The 18,925-nt window shown below is 62.2% G+C and carries 19 protein-coding genes and 1 pseudogene; 12 read left to right on the plus strand and 8 right to left on the minus strand.

The genetic code is table 11. The features are described 5' to 3' along the window. The 5 genes from Q0072_RS15820 to Q0072_RS15840 all read left to right on the plus strand — a co-directional run. On the plus strand, nt 1-614 hold a 614-nt coding region (locus tag Q0072_RS15820; RefSeq protein WP_298332035.1), incomplete at its 5' end, for an alpha/beta hydrolase-fold protein. Nucleotides 615-626: 12 nt separating this feature from the next. Further along, nucleotides 627-941 carry a DUF3649 domain-containing protein gene (locus Q0072_RS15825; protein WP_298332038.1) on the plus strand — a complete coding sequence of 105 codons (315 nt, stop codon included), beginning with the start codon at nt 627-629 and terminating at the stop codon, nt 939-941. A gap of 9 nt (nt 942-950) precedes the next feature. Next, nucleotides 951-2,714 (plus strand): PepSY domain-containing protein, encoded by a 1,764-nt coding sequence (locus tag Q0072_RS15830; protein ID WP_298332041.1) that lies wholly within the window; start codon nt 951-953, stop codon nt 2,712-2,714. 14 nt (nt 2,715-2,728) lie between these two features. Beyond that, nucleotides 2,729-3,049, plus strand: a complete 321-nt coding sequence (locus Q0072_RS15835; RefSeq protein ID WP_298332044.1) for a DUF3325 domain-containing protein — start codon at nt 2,729-2,731, stop codon at nt 3,047-3,049. A gap of 18 nt (nt 3,050-3,067) precedes the next feature. Next, on the plus strand, nt 3,068-4,852 hold the full coding sequence (locus Q0072_RS15840; protein ID WP_298332049.1) for a tannase/feruloyl esterase family alpha/beta hydrolase: 1,785 nt from the start codon (nt 3,068-3,070) through the stop codon (nt 4,850-4,852). A 45-nt stretch (nt 4,853-4,897) separates the two neighbouring features. On the opposite strand, the gene Q0072_RS15845 is transcribed toward Q0072_RS15840, so the two are convergent. Then, a complete protein-coding gene (locus tag Q0072_RS15845) occupies nt 4,898-5,413 on the minus strand; it encodes an SRPBCC domain-containing protein (RefSeq protein WP_298332052.1) in 516 nt (171 codons plus the stop codon). A 111-nt stretch (nt 5,414-5,524) separates the two neighbouring features. Here Q0072_RS15845 and Q0072_RS15850 point away from each other — a divergent pair, with 111 nt between their 5' ends. Then, a complete protein-coding gene (locus Q0072_RS15850) occupies nt 5,525-6,409 on the plus strand; it encodes a LysR family transcriptional regulator (RefSeq protein ID WP_298332056.1) in 885 nt (294 codons plus the stop codon). Between the two features lie 101 nt (nt 6,410-6,510). On the opposite strand, the gene Q0072_RS15855 is transcribed toward Q0072_RS15850, so the two are convergent. After that, nucleotides 6,511-7,362 (minus strand): hypothetical protein, encoded by an 852-nt coding sequence (locus Q0072_RS15855; RefSeq protein WP_298332059.1) that lies wholly within the window; start codon nt 7,360-7,362, stop codon nt 6,511-6,513. Between the two features lie 74 nt (nt 7,363-7,436). Between Q0072_RS15855 and Q0072_RS15860 the strand changes: the two are divergent. Then, nucleotides 7,437-7,559 (plus strand): annotated as a pseudogene (locus tag Q0072_RS15860) (transposase); the annotation flags it as partial. 134 nt (nt 7,560-7,693) lie between these two features. Continuing rightward, nucleotides 7,694-8,476, plus strand: a complete 783-nt coding sequence (locus Q0072_RS15865; protein WP_298332061.1) for a sulfotransferase domain-containing protein — start codon at nt 7,694-7,696, stop codon at nt 8,474-8,476. 67 nt (nt 8,477-8,543) lie between these two features. On the opposite strand, the gene Q0072_RS15870 is transcribed toward Q0072_RS15865, so the two are convergent. The 6 genes from Q0072_RS15870 to Q0072_RS15895 form a co-directional block, all read right to left on the minus strand. Then, nucleotides 8,544-9,323, minus strand: a complete 780-nt coding sequence (locus Q0072_RS15870) for a class I SAM-dependent methyltransferase (protein ID WP_298332064.1) — start codon at nt 9,321-9,323, stop codon at nt 8,544-8,546. Continuing rightward, nucleotides 9,320-10,423 (minus strand): DegT/DnrJ/EryC1/StrS aminotransferase family protein, encoded by a 1,104-nt coding sequence (locus Q0072_RS15875; protein WP_298332067.1) that lies wholly within the window; start codon nt 10,421-10,423, stop codon nt 9,320-9,322. Before Q0072_RS15875 ends, Q0072_RS15870 begins: the two co-directional genes overlap by 4 nt. Continuing rightward, nucleotides 10,420-10,851, minus strand: coding sequence for a hypothetical protein (locus Q0072_RS15880; RefSeq protein WP_298332070.1), 432 nt, complete (start codon nt 10,849-10,851; stop codon nt 10,420-10,422). Before Q0072_RS15880 ends, Q0072_RS15875 begins: the two co-directional genes overlap by 4 nt. After that, complete coding sequence (locus tag Q0072_RS15885; protein ID WP_298332072.1) at nt 10,848-11,591, minus strand: methyltransferase, TIGR04325 family; 744 nt, start codon at nt 11,589-11,591, stop codon at nt 10,848-10,850. The genes Q0072_RS15880 and Q0072_RS15885 overlap by 4 nt, the downstream gene beginning before the upstream one ends. Next, nucleotides 11,591-12,826, minus strand: coding sequence for a glycosyltransferase family 1 protein (locus Q0072_RS15890; protein ID WP_298332074.1), 1,236 nt, complete (start codon nt 12,824-12,826; stop codon nt 11,591-11,593). The genes Q0072_RS15885 and Q0072_RS15890 overlap by 1 nt, the downstream gene beginning before the upstream one ends. A 140-nt stretch (nt 12,827-12,966) precedes the next feature. Then, a complete protein-coding gene (locus Q0072_RS15895; protein ID WP_298332077.1) occupies nt 12,967-15,093 on the minus strand; it encodes a glycosyltransferase in 2,127 nt (708 codons plus the stop codon). Between the two features lie 338 nt (nt 15,094-15,431). On the opposite strand from Q0072_RS15895, the gene Q0072_RS15900 reads away from it, so the two are divergent. The 4 genes from Q0072_RS15900 to Q0072_RS15915 form a co-directional block, all read left to right on the plus strand. Next, nucleotides 15,432-16,778, plus strand: a complete 1,347-nt coding sequence (locus tag Q0072_RS15900; RefSeq protein WP_298332080.1) for a tetratricopeptide repeat protein — start codon at nt 15,432-15,434, stop codon at nt 16,776-16,778. Between the two features lie 5 nt (nt 16,779-16,783). Continuing rightward, nucleotides 16,784-17,710: a radical SAM/SPASM domain-containing protein gene (locus Q0072_RS15905; protein ID WP_298332083.1), complete on the plus strand. Its 927-nt coding sequence runs from the start codon at nt 16,784-16,786 to the stop codon at nt 17,708-17,710. Between the two features lie 37 nt (nt 17,711-17,747). After that, entirely contained in the window at nt 17,748-18,710 is a 963-nt protein-coding gene (locus tag Q0072_RS15910; RefSeq protein WP_298332086.1) for a hypothetical protein, read from the plus strand. 103 nt (nt 18,711-18,813) lie between these two features. Next, nucleotides 18,814-18,925, plus strand: a 112-nt coding sequence (locus Q0072_RS15915; RefSeq protein ID WP_298332089.1) for a transposase, incomplete at its 3' end; no start/stop codon positions are given.

Raw genomic sequence — 18,925 nt, forward strand, 5'->3', positions numbered from 1 at the left:
GCCCGCCGCTGCTGGTCGCCATCGGCTACGAAACGCCGCTTCGCTTTGATGTGGTGGCACGCGCCTTTGACTATACCCCACCCACCAATGCGGAGGGTGAGACCTGGGAGAACCCGGAGCGCGGCCGACGCGGCGGCGGGGCCGACCTGTTCCTGGATCTGATCTCGCGAGAGATCAAACCAAGGGTGGCAAGGCTGGCTGCGGTTGACGCCAAGGCCCAGGCTCTCTGGGGCCATTCCTACGGCGGATTGCTGGTTTTGCACAGCCTGTTCACCCGGTCCGCGGATTTCCAGACCTACATCGCGGCCAGCCCCGCGATATGGTGGCAGGACGGCTTTATCCTGACCGAGGAACAGCGTTTCCAGGGGGCAGCGGCTCGGGTTCTGATCACGCTAGGCAGCGCGGAAGCCCGTAGCCGCGCGGCAGACCCCGCACGCCCCCCACCGCCCGGCAGGGCTGAATTCCCAACCGATGCCGCTCCCAAATTGGCGGTGCGGTTGCAGGCTTTTCCAGCCATGCGCGTACAACTCATGGAATTCCCCGGCCTATCGCATGGTCAGGCGCTGGCGGCATCGCTTCCGCCGGCCCTGCGCTTTGCCATGACCCGTTCTTGAGGGAGAGTGGACATGACGGTCGCAACCCCCACCGCATCGGCCAAAGCCAGGGCCGGGACGGATGCGAAACCCCGTATTGATATGATCTCCAGGACCATAGCCGGTGTCTTTGCCGGCTATGGCATGTCCGCCCTGTGCGCGGCCTGTCTGGCCGTTTGCCTGCCAGGGGAGAAGGCGGATGCCGCCCAAACCGGCACGTTGACCGCGTTCCTGGTCTACACCGCCGCCATCATCTGGGCCTATGCAGCGGCCAGCCATTGGCGCGCCTGGATCGGCGTTGCCGTGCCGGCTGCCCTGTTCGGTGCTCTTTTCCTGGCCTTCCGTTGAGGTGATGCGATGAAACAGGGCTTCCGACAGGTTAATTCCTGGCTGCATGGCTGGTCTGGCCTGCTGCTGGGCTGGTTGCTGTTCGCGGTCTTCCTGACCGGCACCTATTCCTTTTTCCGGGAAGAGATCACTTGGTGGATGCAACCGGAGCTGCATGGCTCGGTCCCGGATGACCAGACGGCGGAACGCGCGCTGGCCAAGGTGGCAGCGCTGGCCCCCAACGCCACCAGCTGGTCCGTGAGCCTGCCCAGCGACCGCAACGATGCGGTACGCCTGTCCTGGCGTGAGCAGGGGGCGAGCCAAGGCGGCGGCGGTGGCGGCGGTGGCGGCGGTGGCGGCGGCGGCCGCGGCGGGCCCAGCCGTCTCATGGATGCAGGGACCGGGGAACTGCTGACCCCGCGGGAGACGTCAGGCGGGGAATTCCTTTATCATTTCCATTATGAACTGCATGCCCTGCCCCGTGGCTGGGGTCGATGGATAGTCGGTATCGCCACCATGGCGATGTTCGTGGCCATCATTACCGGCATCATCACGCACAAGAAGATCTTCACGGACTTCTTCACCTTCCGTCCCGCCAAGGGCCAACGCTCCTGGCTGGATGGGCATAATGTATTGGCGGTGTTGTCGCTGCCCTTCCATATCATGATCACTTATTCCGGTCTGATCCTGCTGGCCGGCACACTGATGCCATGGGGCAACATGGCGGCCGGCATACAAGGCCGTGGCGGCGGCGGCGGTGGAGCCCCGGCTGCACAGGTCGCAGCAGCCCCCGGCGGCGGGGGGCAGGAGGCCACGCGCGGTGGCCAGCGCCCACCCATGATGGAAATGGACGGGGAGGAAGAAGGGGAAGGCCGCGCCCGTGGCGGTGGCGGTCGTCGCCGGGCCGAAGGGGTAGACACCGCTGCCCCCGCCGGTGCGGGCAGCTTCGCCCCGCTCGCCCCCATGATGGCCGCCGCCGAGCAGGCCTGGGGCCAGCCCGTGGGCCGCTTCACCATCAACAACCCGACAGGCCCAAAGCCGGTTCTGGAATTCGCCCCCCTGCATATCGCCAGCATCCTGGAAGGTGGTGGCGGTGGCACCACCCGGATGCGGTTCGACGCGCGCGCTGGCACGCTGCTGGAAAGCGTTGGCACACCGGATCGCACGGCCGTGCGCGCGGTTTCCGCGTCCCTGAACAGTTTGCACCGGGCCCGTTTCGCCGAGCCCGTGCTGCGCTGGGTGTTTTTCCTGGCCGGTATCGGCGGCACGCTGATGGTGGCCACGGGCCTGGTCCTTTGGTCGGTGAAGCGCGCGGCCCAGTTGCGGGGGGCCGACGCGCCCTTCGGGCAGAAGCTGGTGGCCCACCTGAATGTCGGGGCCGTTGCCGGCATGCCGGTGGCCATAGCCGCCCATTTCTGGGCGAACCGCCTGATACCGGCGGGCATACCCGGCCGTGCGGAATGGGAGATCAATGTCTTCTTCCTGGTCTGGCTGTTGACCTTTGTGCATCCTCTGGTGCGGCCATTGAAGAAGGCCTGGATCGAACAACTTGTGGCGGCGGCAGCCCTGTTCTGCCTGCTGCCGGTACTGAACGGGCTCACCACGCCCTATAACCTGATCAACAGCCTGTTTGCCGGCCGCTGGCTGCTGGTGGGTTTTGACGGCACGGTGCTGCTGACGGGGCTGATGATGGCCTATGCCGCCTGGAAGGTGCAGCGCCATCAGCCCAAGCAGAAGCCGGGCCGGGCCACGCCGCAAGCGTCGGTGGTAACCGCCACCGCCACGGCGGAATAGGAGGAACCGACACCATGATGTTCATCACCTTGCTGATGACCGCCTACGCCGGGTTCGTGCTGATGGCCATGACCATGGACCGGCACGAAACTCAGGTCACCAAACAGCCCCTGGCGGCACGTTGGCGATTGCCGGTGCGGCTCGCCGGCTATTTTCTGCTGATTGTTTCTGCCGCCATCGGCGTGGAAGGTTGGGGCTGGGAAAATGGACTGATCCTCTGGTTCGGTACCGCCGCCATCAGTGGTACGATCCTGGTCGCCCTTCTGACCTATCGTCCCCGCTGGGTGCTCTATGCCCTGGTGGCTACGCCGTTTACGTTGCTGGCGTTGCTGTGACGCCAAGGAGTTGACAGGATGAAGATATGGACCTGGGCACTGGCCCTGGCGCTGCTGCCGATCCCAACCCTTGCTGATGCCGCCGGCCCCGGGCCGGCGGCATTGCCGCTGGTAAAACCGGCATTGTCTTGCACGGCCTTGAAGGATGTAGACCTGACCGATATCGGCGGGCCGGGCAGCACGGTGACGGCGGCGGCGGAAAGCAGCAATGGCAGCGCACCGACATGCACAGTGGAGGGCAATCTATCCCCCACCATCGGCTTCAAGGTGACCCTGCCGGTGCAGGGCTGGAACCAACGATACCTGCAGGTGGGCTGCGGTGGTTTGTGCGGCCGCATCTCGCTGAATGTCGGTGCGGCGGATGGCTGTGCGCCATTGGGCGCGGGCAGCTTTGTGCTGGCCTCCACCGATATGGGCCATCAGGGGGGCGGTGGAGAGTTCGGTGCCGACCCTCAGAAACGTTCCGATTTCGCCCACCGCGCCGTGCATCTGACCGCTGTGGCGGCGAAGAAGCTGATCCGGGCCTTTTATGGGCAAGCGGCCGCCTTCTCCTATTTCAGCGGCTGTTCGGACGGCGGCCGCGAAGCCCTGATGGAGGCGCAGCGCTATCCAGAGGATTTCAATGGCATCATTGCCGGGGCCCCTGCCCTGATCTTCCAGGTGCAGAACAGTCTGCACCATGCCTGGCTGGCGCGTGCTAATACCGGCAATGATGGCAAGCCAATCCTCACCGCCGACCGGCTGTCCCTTATTCACAAGGCTGTCCTGGCCCAGTGCGATGCGTTGGACGGGCAGAAGGATGCGTTGATCAGCGAACCGCGCCTGTGTCGGGTGGATGAGAAGCCCCTGATCTGCAAAGATGATCCGGCGCAAAAAGGAACGGATTGCCTGTCGGCAACCGAAGCCGCGGCCCTGCGCGCCCTCTATGACGGACCGCGTGACCCGGCCAACGGGGAGAGGCTTGTCGCGGGCAGTCCGCAACCCGGTTCAGAACTGGCCTGGGCCGGCGTTTTCGTGCCGCGCGACGCCAGCCAGGCCCCGTTCAGCGAACGCATCGCCCTGGACGCCATCCGCAATCTGGTATTCCCGCAGAACCCACCAGCCAGCTTCACCCTTGCTGAGTTCACTTTTGATAAGGCGACGCTGGACCGGCTGCGCGCGTTGCACCCGCTTTATGACACCACCAACCCAGACCTGTCCGGGTTTCAGAAGGCTGGCGGCAAGCTGATCCTCTGGCATGGCTGGGCAGATGAACATATCTCGCCCCTGAACACTGTCGCCTATCATGAGGCGGTTCAGGCCCAGATGGGCAAAGAGAAAGCGGCCGGTTTCGAGCGTCTGTACCTGTTGCCGGGCGTAAACCATTGCGGCAATGGCGAGGGGCCGAGCCATATCGACCTGCTGACGCCGATCATGGCCTGGGTAGAAGGGGGACAGGCCCCCGACACAATCCTGGCCCGCCAGCAACCGCTGGACAAGAAGCTGGCGCAGCAAGGCCGGGGCTTCGGTGCGGCCGAAGCCCCGCGCGGCATGGGCCCGGGTGGGGCCGGCGGACCGCCGCCGAATGGACCGCCCCCGAACGGCGCGGGCGGCCCGCCACCGGGTATGGACCCAATGCTTGCAGCCGGGCCGGTGATTGACCGCGCCCGCCCCCTCTTCCCCTATCCGGAAATCGCCCGCTATGACGGCAAGGGCGATCCCAACAAGCCCGAGAGCTATCAACGGGCGCCGGCCTTGTTTACCGGCCCGTCGCCGATCTGGGCAGGGGCGGACTTCTTCAAGCCCTACGCTTTCATTCCCTGACAAGCACCAACTGGATCAGGGGGGGGCAATCCCCCCCTGATCCAGTCAGGCCTTGGCCTGGCGGGCCGCCGCGACAAGTCCGTTCAGCCAATCCTGGTGACCATTGATCATGGGATTGGGTCGCGCGGCCGCCAGTTCGCGGGCGGGGGCGCCGTTCTGGGTTTCCTGGGTCAGGATGCGCACGCGCCCCGCCGACAGGTCTTCGATCAGCCAGGCATGATGCACATCCAGCCGATCCGGGGCCCCGACCTCCCCCGCCCAGCCGTGCCAGGCGATACGGGCCGCCTGACCTGGTACTGGCGGTACGCATTCCACCACCTTGGCCGGCACGGGGAAGCCGAAGGTGCGGAAGAAAAACCTGTCGCCCAGCCCCAGTTCCGGCCCCTTTCCATCATGGATCTGAACATCGGCAGCATTGGCATAATAGTCCGGCCAGCGTGACGGTATGGCCAGAAATGGCCAGATATCCGCCGCGGTCAGGCCGGCCACGATCACTTCGTTAGAGACATAATTATCTGTAAAGCCGGGAACATAGCCGGCGGGCCAAATGATATCGGACATGGTGGGGTTCCGTCGATGAGGGGGCCCGACCATTCCGGGCCGCCTGATGCTGGATAGGTAGGCCGGAACGTGTCATAATGAAAATTGGCGATTAATATTTCAGATATCAGCATGAACAATATCAGCGGCCTGGATCTGAATTTGCTGAAGGCCCTGGACGCGCTGATCGAAACCCGTTCAGTCACGCGCGCGGCTGACCGGCTGGGGTTGAGCCAGCCCGCCGTCAGCGGCATGCTGGCCCGCTTGCGTGACGTGTTCAGCGACCCGCTGTTCCTGCGCACCCAACGCGGCATCCTGCCCACGCCGCGCGCCGAGGCATTGGCGGCACCCGTCAGGCGGATGTTGGCCGAAATCGAAACGCTGTTGCAGCCGGCCGCCTTCGATCCGGCCACCGTCCAGGCAACCGTGCGGATCGCGGCGACCGATTACGCCCAGACTGCCGTGATCCTTCCCCTTCTGCGGGTTCTGCGAACGGAAGCGTCCGGTCTTCGCGTGGCGGTCCAGCCGGTGGACACGCGTGCCTTCCCCGCCCAGTTGGAGGCCGGCCTGCTGGATCTGGCGCTGGTAACCCCGGAAATGGCACCAGAGACGCTGCGGGCCCGCCGCCTGTTCGATGAAAGCTATATCTGCATTCTGAGGGAGGGGCATCCGGCAGCCGATGCGTTGGACCTGGACCGGTTTTGCGCCCTGGACCACGCCATCATGTCACATGATGGCACGCGTTTCAGTGGCGCCACCGACCATGCGCTGGCCCAGCTGGGACGAACGCGGAAGGTGATTGCAACCGTTCCCAGCTTTCTGGTGCTGATCGAACTCGTCCGGCAGTCGGACATGATTGCCCTTGTGCCGCAACGCCTGAGCCGTGACAAGGCCGGCATCGTCACACGCCCTGCCCCGTTGCCGGTCACGGGCTTCACCAAGATCGCCGTTTGGCACGAACGGCAGCAGCATGATCCGGCCCACATCTGGCTGCGCCAACGACTGGCTGGGGGATGACCACTCCTCCACAGGGCAGCGGACATCCCGCCAATCACCGGCCACAGCCTTGCTCACGGGATTTGCGGTGAGGGCGGCACGGGCGGAGTGCCGCCCCATCGTTATCTACGAACGCTGCCGGCCACACGGTCGATCAGGCTCAGTCCCTTATCCAGATAGCCGGCCTCCGCACAGCCCGCCTTCGCCCAACTGGCCGTTGCTTCGTAGGTGTTCAGCGGGTATGCGGCCTCATCCACCACAAAGCGCATGGGACCAAAAGTCAGCGCCACCACCCAGGTATTGCTGGCCGGCGACAATTTCTCCAGCTTCGCGCCCAAGGCCGGTGTCACATTGGCGTCCGTCTGGACCATGGTGACGTCCCCGATCTTCAAGACCCCCATCGACAGGCTGACAGGTGCGGCATCGGTGGTGGTAAAGTTGCAGGCAGGTAGAGTCGATCCCGGCTCATGTGCGCACATCTTGCGCAGGTTAAGCGGGGTCGTCCGCTTGCCGGGACAGGTCAGCTGGTCGCGCCCGGCCCCGACCAGGATGTCGGATTTGAAGTCACGTATGGCACGGGCCGTCTCAATCACTTCCTCCCCCAAAAGTGTACCATAGGCGGACATGATGGCCCGCGGATCGGACTGGCCATAATCGGGATCGGGATGGGACCGATAGAGCGGGGTGCCCGCAGCGCCAATGGTGAACATGGCAACAACCTTGTCCCCCAGGCGCCCCTCAATGTACCGGGAAACGGCAGCCGGCAGGTCACCGCTGATCTCTGTCTTGATATTGTCCATCAAGACCGGTTCCACCGCATAATTGATGATGAAGGCCAGCGACTTGCCTTGCATATCCTGGAAGGCGATGACGCCGACCTTGCTGTTGACCTGTTGGGTACGGTCACGGTCGATACCGTCGATAAACCGGCTCTGGGCCGGGAACCATTCATTGCGGTTGGCGATCAGGTTCATGTCGCCCCAGAGCTGGTCCCCCGTGACAGGACAGTTTGGTAAGCTTGGTTCGCCCTTATTGAAGGACGACCGACATGACGGGACAGAGGGCGCGATATTCAGCTGATTTCAAGGCGAAGGTGGCGCTTGAGGCGATCCGGGGCGAGTTGACGATGGCGCAGCTTGTGTCGAAGCACGGTGTTCATCAGACGATGATCAACAAAATCAACAATCCTTGGGAATCGATACTGCTCCCCTTCATTCCTGTCACTGAACGCTGGAAGCCGGCGTCACAGTCGGTGATGATGGGAGGGGAATGCTGGCCAATGGCGAGGGTCACACGGGGTAGTTGATGCGGGATCTGCTCTGTCTGTCGGCTTTTCCGAAGTCGGGGGTCACATATCTGTCCTTCCTGCTGTTTCACTGTCTTTTTGATGACGGGGTGGATATTCGCGATCTGGAGCGCCGGTATGTGATCGATATCCATGCTTGGCCTGATCTGGCTTTTGGTGAGCCTGACAAACCCCGTATCATCAAATCGCATTTCCCTTTCGCATGCGACAGGCCCGGCATCAGGCGCACAGCAAAGGCGATCTATCTGATCCGTCATCCGATTGACGTCATGATGTCGGCCTGGGATTACCGGCAGTATCTGGACCCTTGCGGCGCGCCGGCGGACGCGGCGGCGTTGAAGGGCTTCGTGCAACATTGGTTGTCATCCGGGGGGGCCGGGTTCGATGTCTCAGGCACATGGCGACAGCATGTCCGCTCGTGGCTGGACCAGGGGATGGTGCCGGTCCATCTGGTGACCTATACCGATCTTGTTGACCAGCCTGTCGAAACCTTGACGGGAATCCTCGCGTTTCTGGAACTGCCGATCCCTCTTACCCGAATGGAACGGGCCATCGCCCGCAGCACGATGCCAGCCATGGCAGCCCTGGAGGAGGAAGAGGCCCGCCATCGGCGAACAGGCGTCTTCTACCGTCCGGAACTGGCGCGGGGTTACAATCACGGTCGCCGTTTCATCAATAAGGGCCATCGCGACTGCTATCATACCGTCCTGACGGATGAAGAGCGGACCCTGGCCGACCGGGTTTTCGCTGCCGAACTTCCCGCCTTGTCCTGCCGCAGATAAAGTGCAGGCGATTGAAACGGAATCTTCCGAAGCCTGAACCACACGACACAACCGAAACTGACACTGTTCAGTCTATCGTCCGAGCGATAGCGATAACGCTCCAGCTTGTCTCATCCGGCAGCCGCGCAGTGTCGGGAAAGGCCCGCAGCGCCTCCAGGCGAAACCCGGCAGCCGCAAGGAAAGTCCGCAGTTCATCGGCAAAGAAAAACCTCATGGCATGGGTTTCCTGCACATCCTCCAGGCGCTGTTCACCGATGGTCCGCGTGACCGTGAAATTTACCCGGCACAGCCGGGCGTCGATATCAAGATCGGTGCGGGCGGTGCGGACAATCTGTCCATCGGTTTGCCCGATCGTGCGCACCCGATCTTCCGGCCGCAGGGCCAGAACAGCGGGGCCATGCCAGCAATCAAACAGGAAAAGGCCCCCCGGCACCAGATGCCCCCGGACAGCCGACAGGGTGGAAAGTACGTCAACATCTTCCCTCTGATAGCCCAGCACCGCGAACATCATGATCGCGGCGTCGAACAGCCTACCGAGCTGGAATGTGCGTATGTCTGCATGCACGAAATCGATGGCCGCTGCCGGACCGGCCCCCGTGGCGGCCTTGGCGCGTGCAAGATCAAGCATCGCCGGGGCAGCATCCACCCCTGTGACGCGAAATCCGCGCCGGGCCAGCGGCAGCGCGTGCCCCCCCGTACCGCAGCCAAGATCAAGCACGGAACCGATGGGGCTTACGCCAAAATCAGCGAACAGCCGGGTCAGCAGATCGCATTCCCCCGCATAATCCTTGTCTTGGTACAGCAGGTCATAGACCGAGGCATAGCCAGGGCCGAAGACCGGGTTCATGCCAACACCTGCCGCATGACATCAATCACCGTCTCCTGCTGCGCCGGGCCAAGGCCCAGGCCGGAGGGAAGATAGACCCCCCGGCGCGCCAGCCGTTCCGCCACAGGATATTGTTCGCCCTCAAACAGGCCGCGCGCCTTCAGGATGGGCTGTTCATGCATGCCCAAAAAGAATGGGCGGCTGTCCACCCCTTCCTTTCGCATACGGATGGCCAGTTCATCGGCATCAAACGGGACGCCATCATCCAGAACCAGACCAAACATCCAATAGACATTGCGTGCCCACGGGCGCTCCACCGGCAGCGTCAGCGGCAAACCATGAAGACCCTCCAGATAACGGGCCGCGATGCGGCGCTTGATGGCGATATGCTCCCCGATCCGTTCCACCTGTGCCAGACCGACGGCGGCCTGCATGTTGGTCAGGCGGTAATTGAACCCCAGTTCGGTATGCAGGAACCGCCGGTCGCGGCGAAAGCACAGGTTCCGCATCGCGCGCAACCGCTCCGCCAGAACGGGATCAGCGGTGGTTATCATCCCCCCTTCACCGGTGGTGATGATCTTGTTGGCGTAGAAGCTGAAACAGGCCAATGTTCCCAGACTGCCGCAGCGGCGCCCGTTATATTCCGCGCCATGCGCTTCCGCCGCATCCTCCACGATCAGCAACCCGTGCCGGTCGGCCAGTTCCCGGAGCGGGGCCATATCGCAGGGATGGCCAAGCAGATGCACCGGCATCAGCACCCGCGTGCGCGGCGTGATCTTTGCCGCAACCTGATCTGCATTCATGCACCATGTCTGCGGGTCACTGTCCACCAGCACCGGCACGCAATCCGCCTCCAGCACCGCGAGCACGCAGGAAATAATGGTGCAACTGGGCAGAATGACCTCCGAACCCGCTGGCAGATCCAGCGCGCGCAGGGCCAGTTGCAGGGCGACAGTACCGTTGCTGACCGCGATGCCATGCGGCACGCCGCAATATTCCGCCCAGCGCTGTTCGAACGCCGCGATGAACCGCCCTTCGGAGGAAATCCAGCCGGATTCCACAGCCTCACGGACATAGTCCATCTCCCGCCCGTTCAGCAATGGTGCGCTGACCGGGATCATAGTGCCGATCCTACGGGTGGAATGGACACACCATCGAAGCGGGTCTTGTCGGTGTCGCCCGTATAGGGGCCCTGCTTGACCTCCACCATCTCCACCTCCTCGATCACCTGAAAACCATGACCGCCGGACGCCAGAAGGATCACGTCACCGGCCCGCAATTCGCGGCTATGCAGATAGGTGCGGTCCCCGGCGTAGAAATCGACCCGTAGCACACCACGCCGGATCATCAGAACCTCCTGCGTCAGATCGACGGCCCGGAGGACGGGGTTGTGCAGATGCGGTTCGATGACCTTGCCGGTCGGGTGCCGCATGAAACCGAGCTGCTGGGAAAAGCTGGAAGGCGTGAAGAAATGGATACCAGGCTCCCGGAATTCCGCCCGGATGATGATGGCCAACGTCTTTCCATCATGGCCGACAGTTTCGATCATTGCCCTATCCCCCGGGACAGCAGCATGCCGACGAATGATACCTCGCTGCCATCCGGCAGGGGGTGACGGCCATCGAAATCATCGGTCCAGTGCGCCACACATGTGTGGCTGCGCTCGATCAGGCACTGCCAGAGTGGCCGCGAAAAGCACCAATGGGGCACGCTGACGCCGGGCAGCAGCGCCGCCAGATCCTGAATGGTACAGATATCGTCCTGTGCGCCATCCGGACCGTGACGAACGGGAAAGCGGTTCAGTACCAGATGATGATGGGGATGGCGGGCCAGCCGGGCGAACACTGCCGCCGGGTCGGGCAGATATTGCAGAACGCCCGACGCGATGATGATGTCATGTTCCCGATCCTGCAGCGCATCAAGACTGTCGTGGAAACGGATGTCCGGACATGCGAAGCGTTCATTGCCAACCCTTGCCAGGGCCGGCGTTTCCACAATGTCCCAGTCAAGGTGGATTGTGCCGCCCAGCAGGCCTGCCATCGCATTCCGGCTGCCGCCCAGCCCACCCCCGACATCGCAGACACGGATGCGTCGATCAGGGCAGCCGGCCCGTACGATGGCCGCCATGAAAGCGGCGGCCATCTGCTGGGCCAGCGGATGCAGGCTGCCATCCCATGCCGCCCTTGCCTGGATTTCCGCCAACCGGTCCACAACACGGGCATCATCATAGGACTGGGCCTGGGGGCGGGTCGTCTGATGGTCTGGATAAACGCCGCTGAAAATACCCATCAGGTACTCCCCGCGTCATCGATATGCCAACTGTCCGGCATGACCGGTGTGCATCCCGTCCGCACCCGCTCCACCCCTTCATCCAGGATGCGCCGCAGCGCATCGAGGAAATCCTCATAGCGAAAACTGTCAAGGCGCCGGGCAGCATTCCTCATCAATCCGACGAACAGACCCTGGTCGTGCCATAGGTTGCGCATGGCATCGGCCAGGCTTTGCGGATCGCGCGGATCGACATAGAGGGCGCCATCGCCCAGATGGTCGCAGATGCTGGGCAGGTCGGTTGTGATGACGGGACGCCCGAATGCCCAGGCCTCCAGCGGCGGCAGGTTGGTCGGGCCAAAGAATGTCGGCATCACCAGACCCGCCGACAGGCTGTACAGGGCGGGCATGTCGCGGTCCGGCACAAAACCCAGGTAATGGACATGGCCGCCCACGCCCAATCGCCCGGCCATCTCCATGACGTCAATGAAGGTCCGGGCACGAAGCGGATCGGCATAGCCACCGGCGAAGACAACCGTCGGGCATCCCCCCTGTTCATGACGCAGTCGGGCCAGCGCCTCCACGATCAGCCGGTGGTTCTTGTGCGGCCAGAACTGTGCCGGATAGAAAAAGAAACGGTCGGGCAGGCTGTAGCGCTGGCGGACACGCGCCCTGTCCTTGTCATTGGGAAGTTGGACGCGCCGCGCCGGTGGAAAGTATGGCAGTACGCGGATCCGGTCATCGTCGATGACATCCCCGTAAAAGCGCCGCACATCCAGTCGTCCGGCCTCGGAATCCACCAGGACCAGGGTCGCGTACTGGCAGAGCGTGCGGAAACTGTGGTCGCGGATTTCCACCTCCGCCTTGCCACCCACCTCCGGGAATTCCGGCTGGATACGATGCTGCAGGTCGTGGATCGGCACGATGAAGGGGATCGGCGGTTTCGGCCCGAACAGCGGGGTATAGAGGGAGAATAACAGGTCCACCCCCTCCTCCCTCAATGCCCGACCGAGATTGATATCCGGCCCCGTCACATCGGACGGCGTGACAGCCAGTGCATCGCGCGGCTGCACCAGATACGCCTCTGGGGGCTGCTGTTGAACATGAAGATCATGCAGCGGCACAATCGGCATATTGCCGTAACGAAGCCGCCGGGCGTGCAGATTTCCGCGCAGACCATCCGGGTCGTTGCTGACGCAAAGCAGTTCATATGGCAGCCCAGGCGCGAGATCGGACAGAGCATCCAGCAGCGCCATTTCATACTGATAGCCACCGCCAGCAGAAACGGACAGGCCCCTGAAAACCCCAACCCGCATTGTCAAACCCCCTCCATTGGGGTCCCCTTCCGACGGCCCTTGCCTGGCACCGTGACCGGAAAGGGGTGCCGTAGCGACCGCTATCTGCGCCCTTGCTCTGCCAGATTATCAATATGAACCTGCCACGCAATGAACGGATAGGCGTTATAGGGTTCGGCGATGCCGATGGCAGCAAGACGCCGGGCGATTTCGGAGACATGCTGGCTGGAGATGATCACAGTGGCATCCCGCAGGGCATCAGCGATGCTTTCCGGATATGAAACAGACAGGCCCCAGGCGTCGCCGGCCCATAGACCGTCAACAAAACCCGTTGGTGCCAGGCCAGACCAGCGATCCAGCTCCTGTTTCACGATACGGCCCCCGCGTGAGGCACCATAAAGGTAGATGGGCCGGTCCCGAGGCAGGCTGGCAAAGTCGGCATGGCCCCACAGACGCGGCAGTCGCGCTGCCAACTCCGGGTCCGGGTCGGTGAAACCGGTAATGGCCATTTCGCTTTCCCGGCGCGGACTACCGCCATTCACGGCTGCTGGCGGGCGCAAAAGAGACAAGCGTTGCACGCGTTCCCGCGCCGCGAAAACCGGCGCATCGGCCCGACGGTCGACGCTGACGGTAAGCAGGCCACTGCTGCCCGTCAGACCACCCGCCAGCACCCGGTGCGCCAGGAACCCCGCCGCAGCCTCACCCAGTTCAGGATCGCGGCGAAGAACGGATGTCAGTCGCGCGCGCCGTATAAGCAGACTGGCTGGATGCAAGGTGGACGCGGTGGCTTCGACGGTGGTGGTTTCCACGGGGTCAAAACCCACCGGAACCGGGCGGGCTTCTGCCTGGAACAACTCGTAGCATTCTTCCGGCACCATGGGCTGAACCGCGCCGCCATGCACGACATCCACATCCAATTCCGCCGCCGCTGCAAGCAGCGTAGCCACATGGTTGGGAAAGAGCCTGGCCCCTGGCGGAACGATGCCGACCCAATCAGCCATGGCCGCACGCAATCCAGCCCATAACACCGTCCCGGCCGCCGCCCCGTCAGGGGCGCGGACCATCCGCAAATCAGCCACAGGGCGCAGCAGCCTTTCAGGGACCGTGACATCGCCAGAATGCGCAAGGATCACCCCAATACGCCCTGCCGTCTGCATGCCCACGGCCTCAACCCGAGCAAGGGCATCGTCCCAGCCACCCGGTTCCACCGGCAGAACCAGGTCAACCGGCACCTGCGCTGCCGGGTCCAAAGGCCGCTCAAAGCCGAGCATTCGGCGGCCCCGCTCCAACAGATCCGGCAAGGGTGCGAACAGCTTCTCCAGGCTGAACCTTTCCACAAAGATGGCCTGTGCCGCCCGCGCCATTTCCCGACCGCGCAATGGATTGGCCCGCGCCCACGCGACATGGGCCAGTATCTGTTCGGCGACCTCCATCTCGCCCGCTTTCAAGTCGACATAGAGTACATTCTCACCGAAAGCCTCCACGATGAAGGGATGATGATCCGCGATAGTCAGCGCGCCGGCCGCCGCCAGCTCAAAAATACGCATGTTGGGAATAGCAGCCTGGGCATGCACCGGCAGATGCAGCGCCAGCCCAAGCCCGCACGCATTGGCCTTTTCAATCACCGATCGTCCATCGAATGGCACCTCGCCCGTAAAGGCATCCGCCATATGCGCCCACCGGTCGCGGCGTCCATGGAGCGCCAGGACACCGGCGGCCGCCAACCGTTTCAGCAGATGGGGATATCTTTTACCGTCCCAGTTGGAACCGATATAAAATAATTGGCTGTCGGGATTGAGTGTTGGTTCCAACGCCCATGCCGGAGAACTCGGATAGATCGGCGCGGTTAGCAGGGGACGCGCGGTCGGCCAGAACAGATCTGCCAGCCGTTGGCGCAGGTCGTCACCTGCGGTCAGGAACCCATCATAGGAACGCTCATTCCTCATGAAAACGGGATAGGCTTCATGCAGTTTGGGCGGATTCCAATGGCAGGCCACCGTGAAATGACGTGTCAGCTTGGGCGTGACCTGCGGGTGCAGCGATATGACCATGTCGGGATCGAAGGCTTCGATCTCTGCCGCGCGGTGTGCAACAACCGCCTCCCACCCTATCGCCTTGGCTGCGGCCAGCATGCGCAGTGCCAATTCACGCTCCGCAAACGGCGCGTCAGTTTCGAAAGGGTTTAGGAAAACTACACGCAAGGCGGTGGAAGAAGGCCGCGTCGTCATTGATATGATCCGGCAACGGCAAACAAAACCACGCGCGCGTTGGGCCGACCGTCCTTGCGGCATTGCATCGGCATCAGAGCGTCACCCTTTCCCCAAAGACAGCAATCACACAAATCCTTGATAAATGCATATGCCGACTGAAGAGAATGGGGTAATCGGCATCCATCCGCCCCGAACCACTTTCCTTGGATTCAGTTGACGCACCGGCTACAGATTAAGTAACGTGTTTCCGCTGACACACAAGATGAATTCTATCTCCTTTTCAACAAAACATGCAATGATAAGAATATAATACATCGCTAAGCCCCCTTCCCCGGCGGTTGATTGAGAACATTCGGATGATGCGGAACGCCCCAATGGTTTCCTGCGGCACCGCCGGCAAACGGGCCGACATTACGGAAGGGTGTGTCGAGCATTGGCGGGACGCAGTTCGCCTCAACACGGTTCTAAACTATCGCCATCATATGGCATCCGCCTTCCTGGATGCGCACGACCACGCCGCGCTGATAGCGGAGTTACAGCGGCTGGTTACGCTGGACCCCCGACAGTACGGCTTTGCCGCAACACTTCTGGTCCGTTTGAACCAGCAGAGCGTCCGCGACCACGCGCGTGCGGCCACAGAATACGCGACGGTCTCCGCCCTTCAGGCAATGGTTGAAGCAGATCCCGACCGGTACGGCTTCGCCCTGCGCGTGATCCGGCAATTTGAGGGAGCGGCGGCAAGAGAATGGGCTCGCGCCGCCCTGGATGAGATTTTCGCGGGTGAAGCAGAAGATCAGGCCATGGTTCTTCTTGACGAGGCGGAGGCAGCACATAGCCATGGAGAGGGGAGCGAGGCCGTTGCCTTGACCCGGCGCGCGCTGTCGCTGGATCCAGGTTCCGTCACCTACCGTCCCCAAACGGTGATCATGGTCGCCGGGGAGTTGCGCCGTAACAGCGAGGAGGCCCTGCGCTGGTGCGATCTGGCCGCCCCCCATGCTGACGACATGTTCGATATCCTGCATCAGAAGGGCTTTTCCTACCTGCTGCTCAATCGCCAGATGGAGGCCCAACGGGACCTGCTGGCTTCGCTCGCCCTGGCACCGGAACGGATGTCGTCCTGGTATGTCCTGGGTCAGTTTCATCGGCTCCGGTTCGAAGATACACAGGCTCTGGAATGTTACTGGCGGGTCCGCAACAGCACCGACCCGCTGCGGGTTTGGGCGGGTCTCATGATCGGCTACACCCATCTGCTGCATGACCGTCTGCGGGAGGCGATGGAAATCTGTGACCATGTCCGGGCAGAACATCCCTGGATGAAATGGGCGCTGATCATCCGGGGACTGGTGCATCTACGGGCGGGTGATTTGGATGCGGCGGAACACGCCATCAATGAGGGCAGGCGTGATGATCCCGATACTTTGCGGGCGCGCGTCTTCCATGGCCTGATAGGGCTGGCGCGTCACCGACCGTCTGAGGCCCTGGCGGATTTCAATGGGGAATGCGGTGATTTCGCCTGCCATGCGCTACCGCGTCTTGGCCGTGCACGCGCCCTTCTGGACCTGAAGCAGATGGAGGAGGCAAAGCGCCTGATCGCCGATGCCGTGCGGGAGGAAAGCCAATGGATTGCCGTCACGCTGCGTTTGTTGGGACCATCGGGTGAGGCGCTGATGCCGCTTTTGATCGCAGCCGGCTTCGGGGGATAGATCACATGGTGCAAGCGCATGCGGAGGCGGTCAAAGCGGTCGGGGACCCGACATGGATCGATGCCCCCTATTCGATATTCAACATCGAACTGACCAACCGCTGCCCTTTCAAATGCATCATGTGCGCGCGGACGCACAATATGACGCGGGCGCAGGGACTGATGGAATTCGACCTGTTCCGCAAGGTGATTGACGAATATGTGCAGGATAATCCCCGGCAGGCGATGGGGTCGGAATGCTGGCTGCATCATTTCGGGGAAAGTCTAGTGCATCCGGAGTTCGACCGTTTCATCGCCTACGCCTCGGCGCGGGGGGTGTTCACGGCCCTGTCGTTGAACCCGCTGCTGCTAAAGCCACCCATCGCGCAGGCGCTGCTGCGGGCGGAACCCCGCAAGCTCTACCTCTCCATCGATGGCCATGACGATGCCTCTTTCGAGCGGATACGTGGCATCAAGGACGCTTACGAACCGTCGGTTCGCCATCTGCTGGATTTTCTGAATTTGAAGAAAGCCATGGGGTCCGACGTCGTGATCTGCGTGTCGATGATCCTGTTCGGGGAGAACAAGGAAAGCATTGCCCGCACGCGCGACTTCTGGTCGGGGCTGGAAGGGGTCGATTTCTTCTATGACAAGTCTTTTGTCACCTGGGACGGCAACGCCCCGGATGTCAGCCGGCTGGATGGGGAACGTCCGACGGTACGCCGCGACCATATCACCTGCACCTTTCCCCGGACCCGGATGACGGTCACCTGGGACGGAGACGTCGTGCCGTGCTGTTATGACTATGACAAGCGGCTGGTGCTGGGAAATGTGGGGCAGCAGTCGCTGAAAGAAATATGGAACGGTGAGCCGATGCGCAACCTGCGCCGGCAGTTCCTGGATAACAAGGTCGATAATCCCCTGTGCCGCAACTGTGATTATCTTAGGGCATAGGCCTTCTGCCCTCCCGTTGCGTGAAAGGTAACGCCCCATGTCCCTGCGCTCTGAAGAGGGATTGCCGTGGAAGCAATATGATCAGCTGATGCGCGCGGCTGACCGGCAACTCATGCTGACAGCCCGCGCGCTGGGGGAAGCGATGCGCAGCCGCCGGCAGATCCGTCATCTTTCGGATGTGGAGTTCCGGGTTTCCTCGCAGATGGGTGAGGATGGCATTATTGAATGGCTGGTCCAGAATCTGGATATCCGGACCGAACGCTTCATCGAATTTGGCGTGGGCGACTTCACGGAAAGCAATAGCCGTTATCTCATGCGAAACCGCAATTGGCGCGGTCTGGTCCTGGATTCCAACCCCGCCGATATCGAGACCATTCGAAACGACGAACTCTATTGGCGTCACGACCTGACGGCACAACAGGCTTTTATTACGAAGGACAATATCAATGAGATCATCGTCAACTGCGGCCATGCCGGAGAGATCGGCCTGCTGAGCATTGATATAGATGGCAACGATTACTGGGTGTTCGATGCCATCAATGTGGTGCGACCGGACATCGTGATTTGCGAATATAACGCGGTCCTTGGCGACCTGCACGCACTGACCGTTCCTTATGATCCCGAATTCCGGCGCAGCGAGGCGCATTATTCCTGGCTGTATTTCGGTGCCTCGATCCGGGCGCTGGAAAGGGTGGCCGCACGCAAGGGTTACACGCTGATCGGCAGTAACCGGGCGGGTCACAATGCCTTCTTCGTCCGCCAGGAATTGGCTGGCACTCTTGCCATTGACGACAGACGGGCCCTGCCGTCGCTATTCCGGGAATCGCGTGATCAGGATGGGCATCTGTCCTATATCGGCGGCACCGAACGGGCACTGCTGCTGGGTGATATGATGGTCGTTGATATCGACGGGGGCAGAACAGTTCCCCTGGGTGCGATAGAAGGGCTCTACAGTCCGGAATGGCAGGCCCGGATAGGTTCCGAATACAAGACAATGTGAGCAGACAACCAAACACATTAGAGGCAGCGGCCTTGATAGAGCTGGTCCCCCGTGACCGGACAGTTTTGTAAGCTTGGTTCGCCCTTATTGAAGCACGACCGACATGACGGGACAGAGGAAGCGGTATTCAGCGGATTTCAAGGCGAAGGTGGCGCTGGAGGCGATCAGGGGCGAGTTGACGATGGCGCAACTGGTGTCGAAGCACGGTGTTCACC

Origin of the sequence: Asticcacaulis sp. (assembly GCF_027484505.1) — a bacterium.
Taxonomy (GTDB): Bacteria; Pseudomonadota; Alphaproteobacteria; order Caulobacterales; family Caulobacteraceae; genus Asticcacaulis.

Excerpts from the sequence above, each read along its gene's own strand:
- Q0072_RS15835 (WP_298332044.1), top strand. The coding sequence starts at position 2,729 with ATGATGTTCATCACCTTGCTGATGACCGCCTACGCCGGGTTCGTGCTG.
- Q0072_RS15895 (WP_298332077.1), bottom strand. The coding sequence starts at position 15,093 with ATGACGACGCGGCCTTCTTCCACCGCCTTGCGTGTAGTTTTCCTAAAC.
- Q0072_RS15865 (WP_298332061.1), top strand. The coding sequence starts at position 7,694 with ATGCGGGATCTGCTCTGTCTGTCGGCTTTTCCGAAGTCGGGGGTCACA.
- Q0072_RS15880 (WP_298332070.1), bottom strand. The coding sequence starts at position 10,851 with ATGATCGAAACTGTCGGCCATGATGGAAAGACGTTGGCCATCATCATC.
- Q0072_RS15825 (WP_298332038.1), top strand. The coding sequence starts at position 627 with ATGACGGTCGCAACCCCCACCGCATCGGCCAAAGCCAGGGCCGGGACG.
- Q0072_RS15905 (WP_298332083.1), top strand. The coding sequence starts at position 16,784 with ATGGTGCAAGCGCATGCGGAGGCGGTCAAAGCGGTCGGGGACCCGACA.
- Q0072_RS15845 (WP_298332052.1), bottom strand. The coding sequence starts at position 5,413 with ATGTCCGATATCATTTGGCCCGCCGGCTATGTTCCCGGCTTTACAGAT.
- Q0072_RS15840 (WP_298332049.1), top strand. The coding sequence starts at position 3,068 with ATGAAGATATGGACCTGGGCACTGGCCCTGGCGCTGCTGCCGATCCCA.
- Q0072_RS15885 (WP_298332072.1), bottom strand. The coding sequence starts at position 11,591 with ATGGGTATTTTCAGCGGCGTTTATCCAGACCATCAGACGACCCGCCCC.
- Q0072_RS15900 (WP_298332080.1), top strand. The coding sequence starts at position 15,432 with ATGATGCGGAACGCCCCAATGGTTTCCTGCGGCACCGCCGGCAAACGG.
- Q0072_RS15855 (WP_298332059.1), bottom strand. The coding sequence starts at position 7,362 with ATGAACCTGATCGCCAACCGCAATGAATGGTTCCCGGCCCAGAGCCGG.
- Q0072_RS15830 (WP_298332041.1), top strand. The coding sequence starts at position 951 with ATGAAACAGGGCTTCCGACAGGTTAATTCCTGGCTGCATGGCTGGTCT.
- Q0072_RS15875 (WP_298332067.1), bottom strand. The coding sequence starts at position 10,423 with ATGATCCCGGTCAGCGCACCATTGCTGAACGGGCGGGAGATGGACTAT.
- Q0072_RS15850 (WP_298332056.1), top strand. The coding sequence starts at position 5,525 with ATGAACAATATCAGCGGCCTGGATCTGAATTTGCTGAAGGCCCTGGAC.
- Q0072_RS15870 (WP_298332064.1), bottom strand. The coding sequence starts at position 9,323 with ATGAACCCGGTCTTCGGCCCTGGCTATGCCTCGGTCTATGACCTGCTG.
- Q0072_RS15890 (WP_298332074.1), bottom strand. The coding sequence starts at position 12,826 with ATGGCGCTGCTGGATGCTCTGTCCGATCTCGCGCCTGGGCTGCCATAT.
- Q0072_RS15910 (WP_298332086.1), top strand. The coding sequence starts at position 17,748 with ATGTCCCTGCGCTCTGAAGAGGGATTGCCGTGGAAGCAATATGATCAG.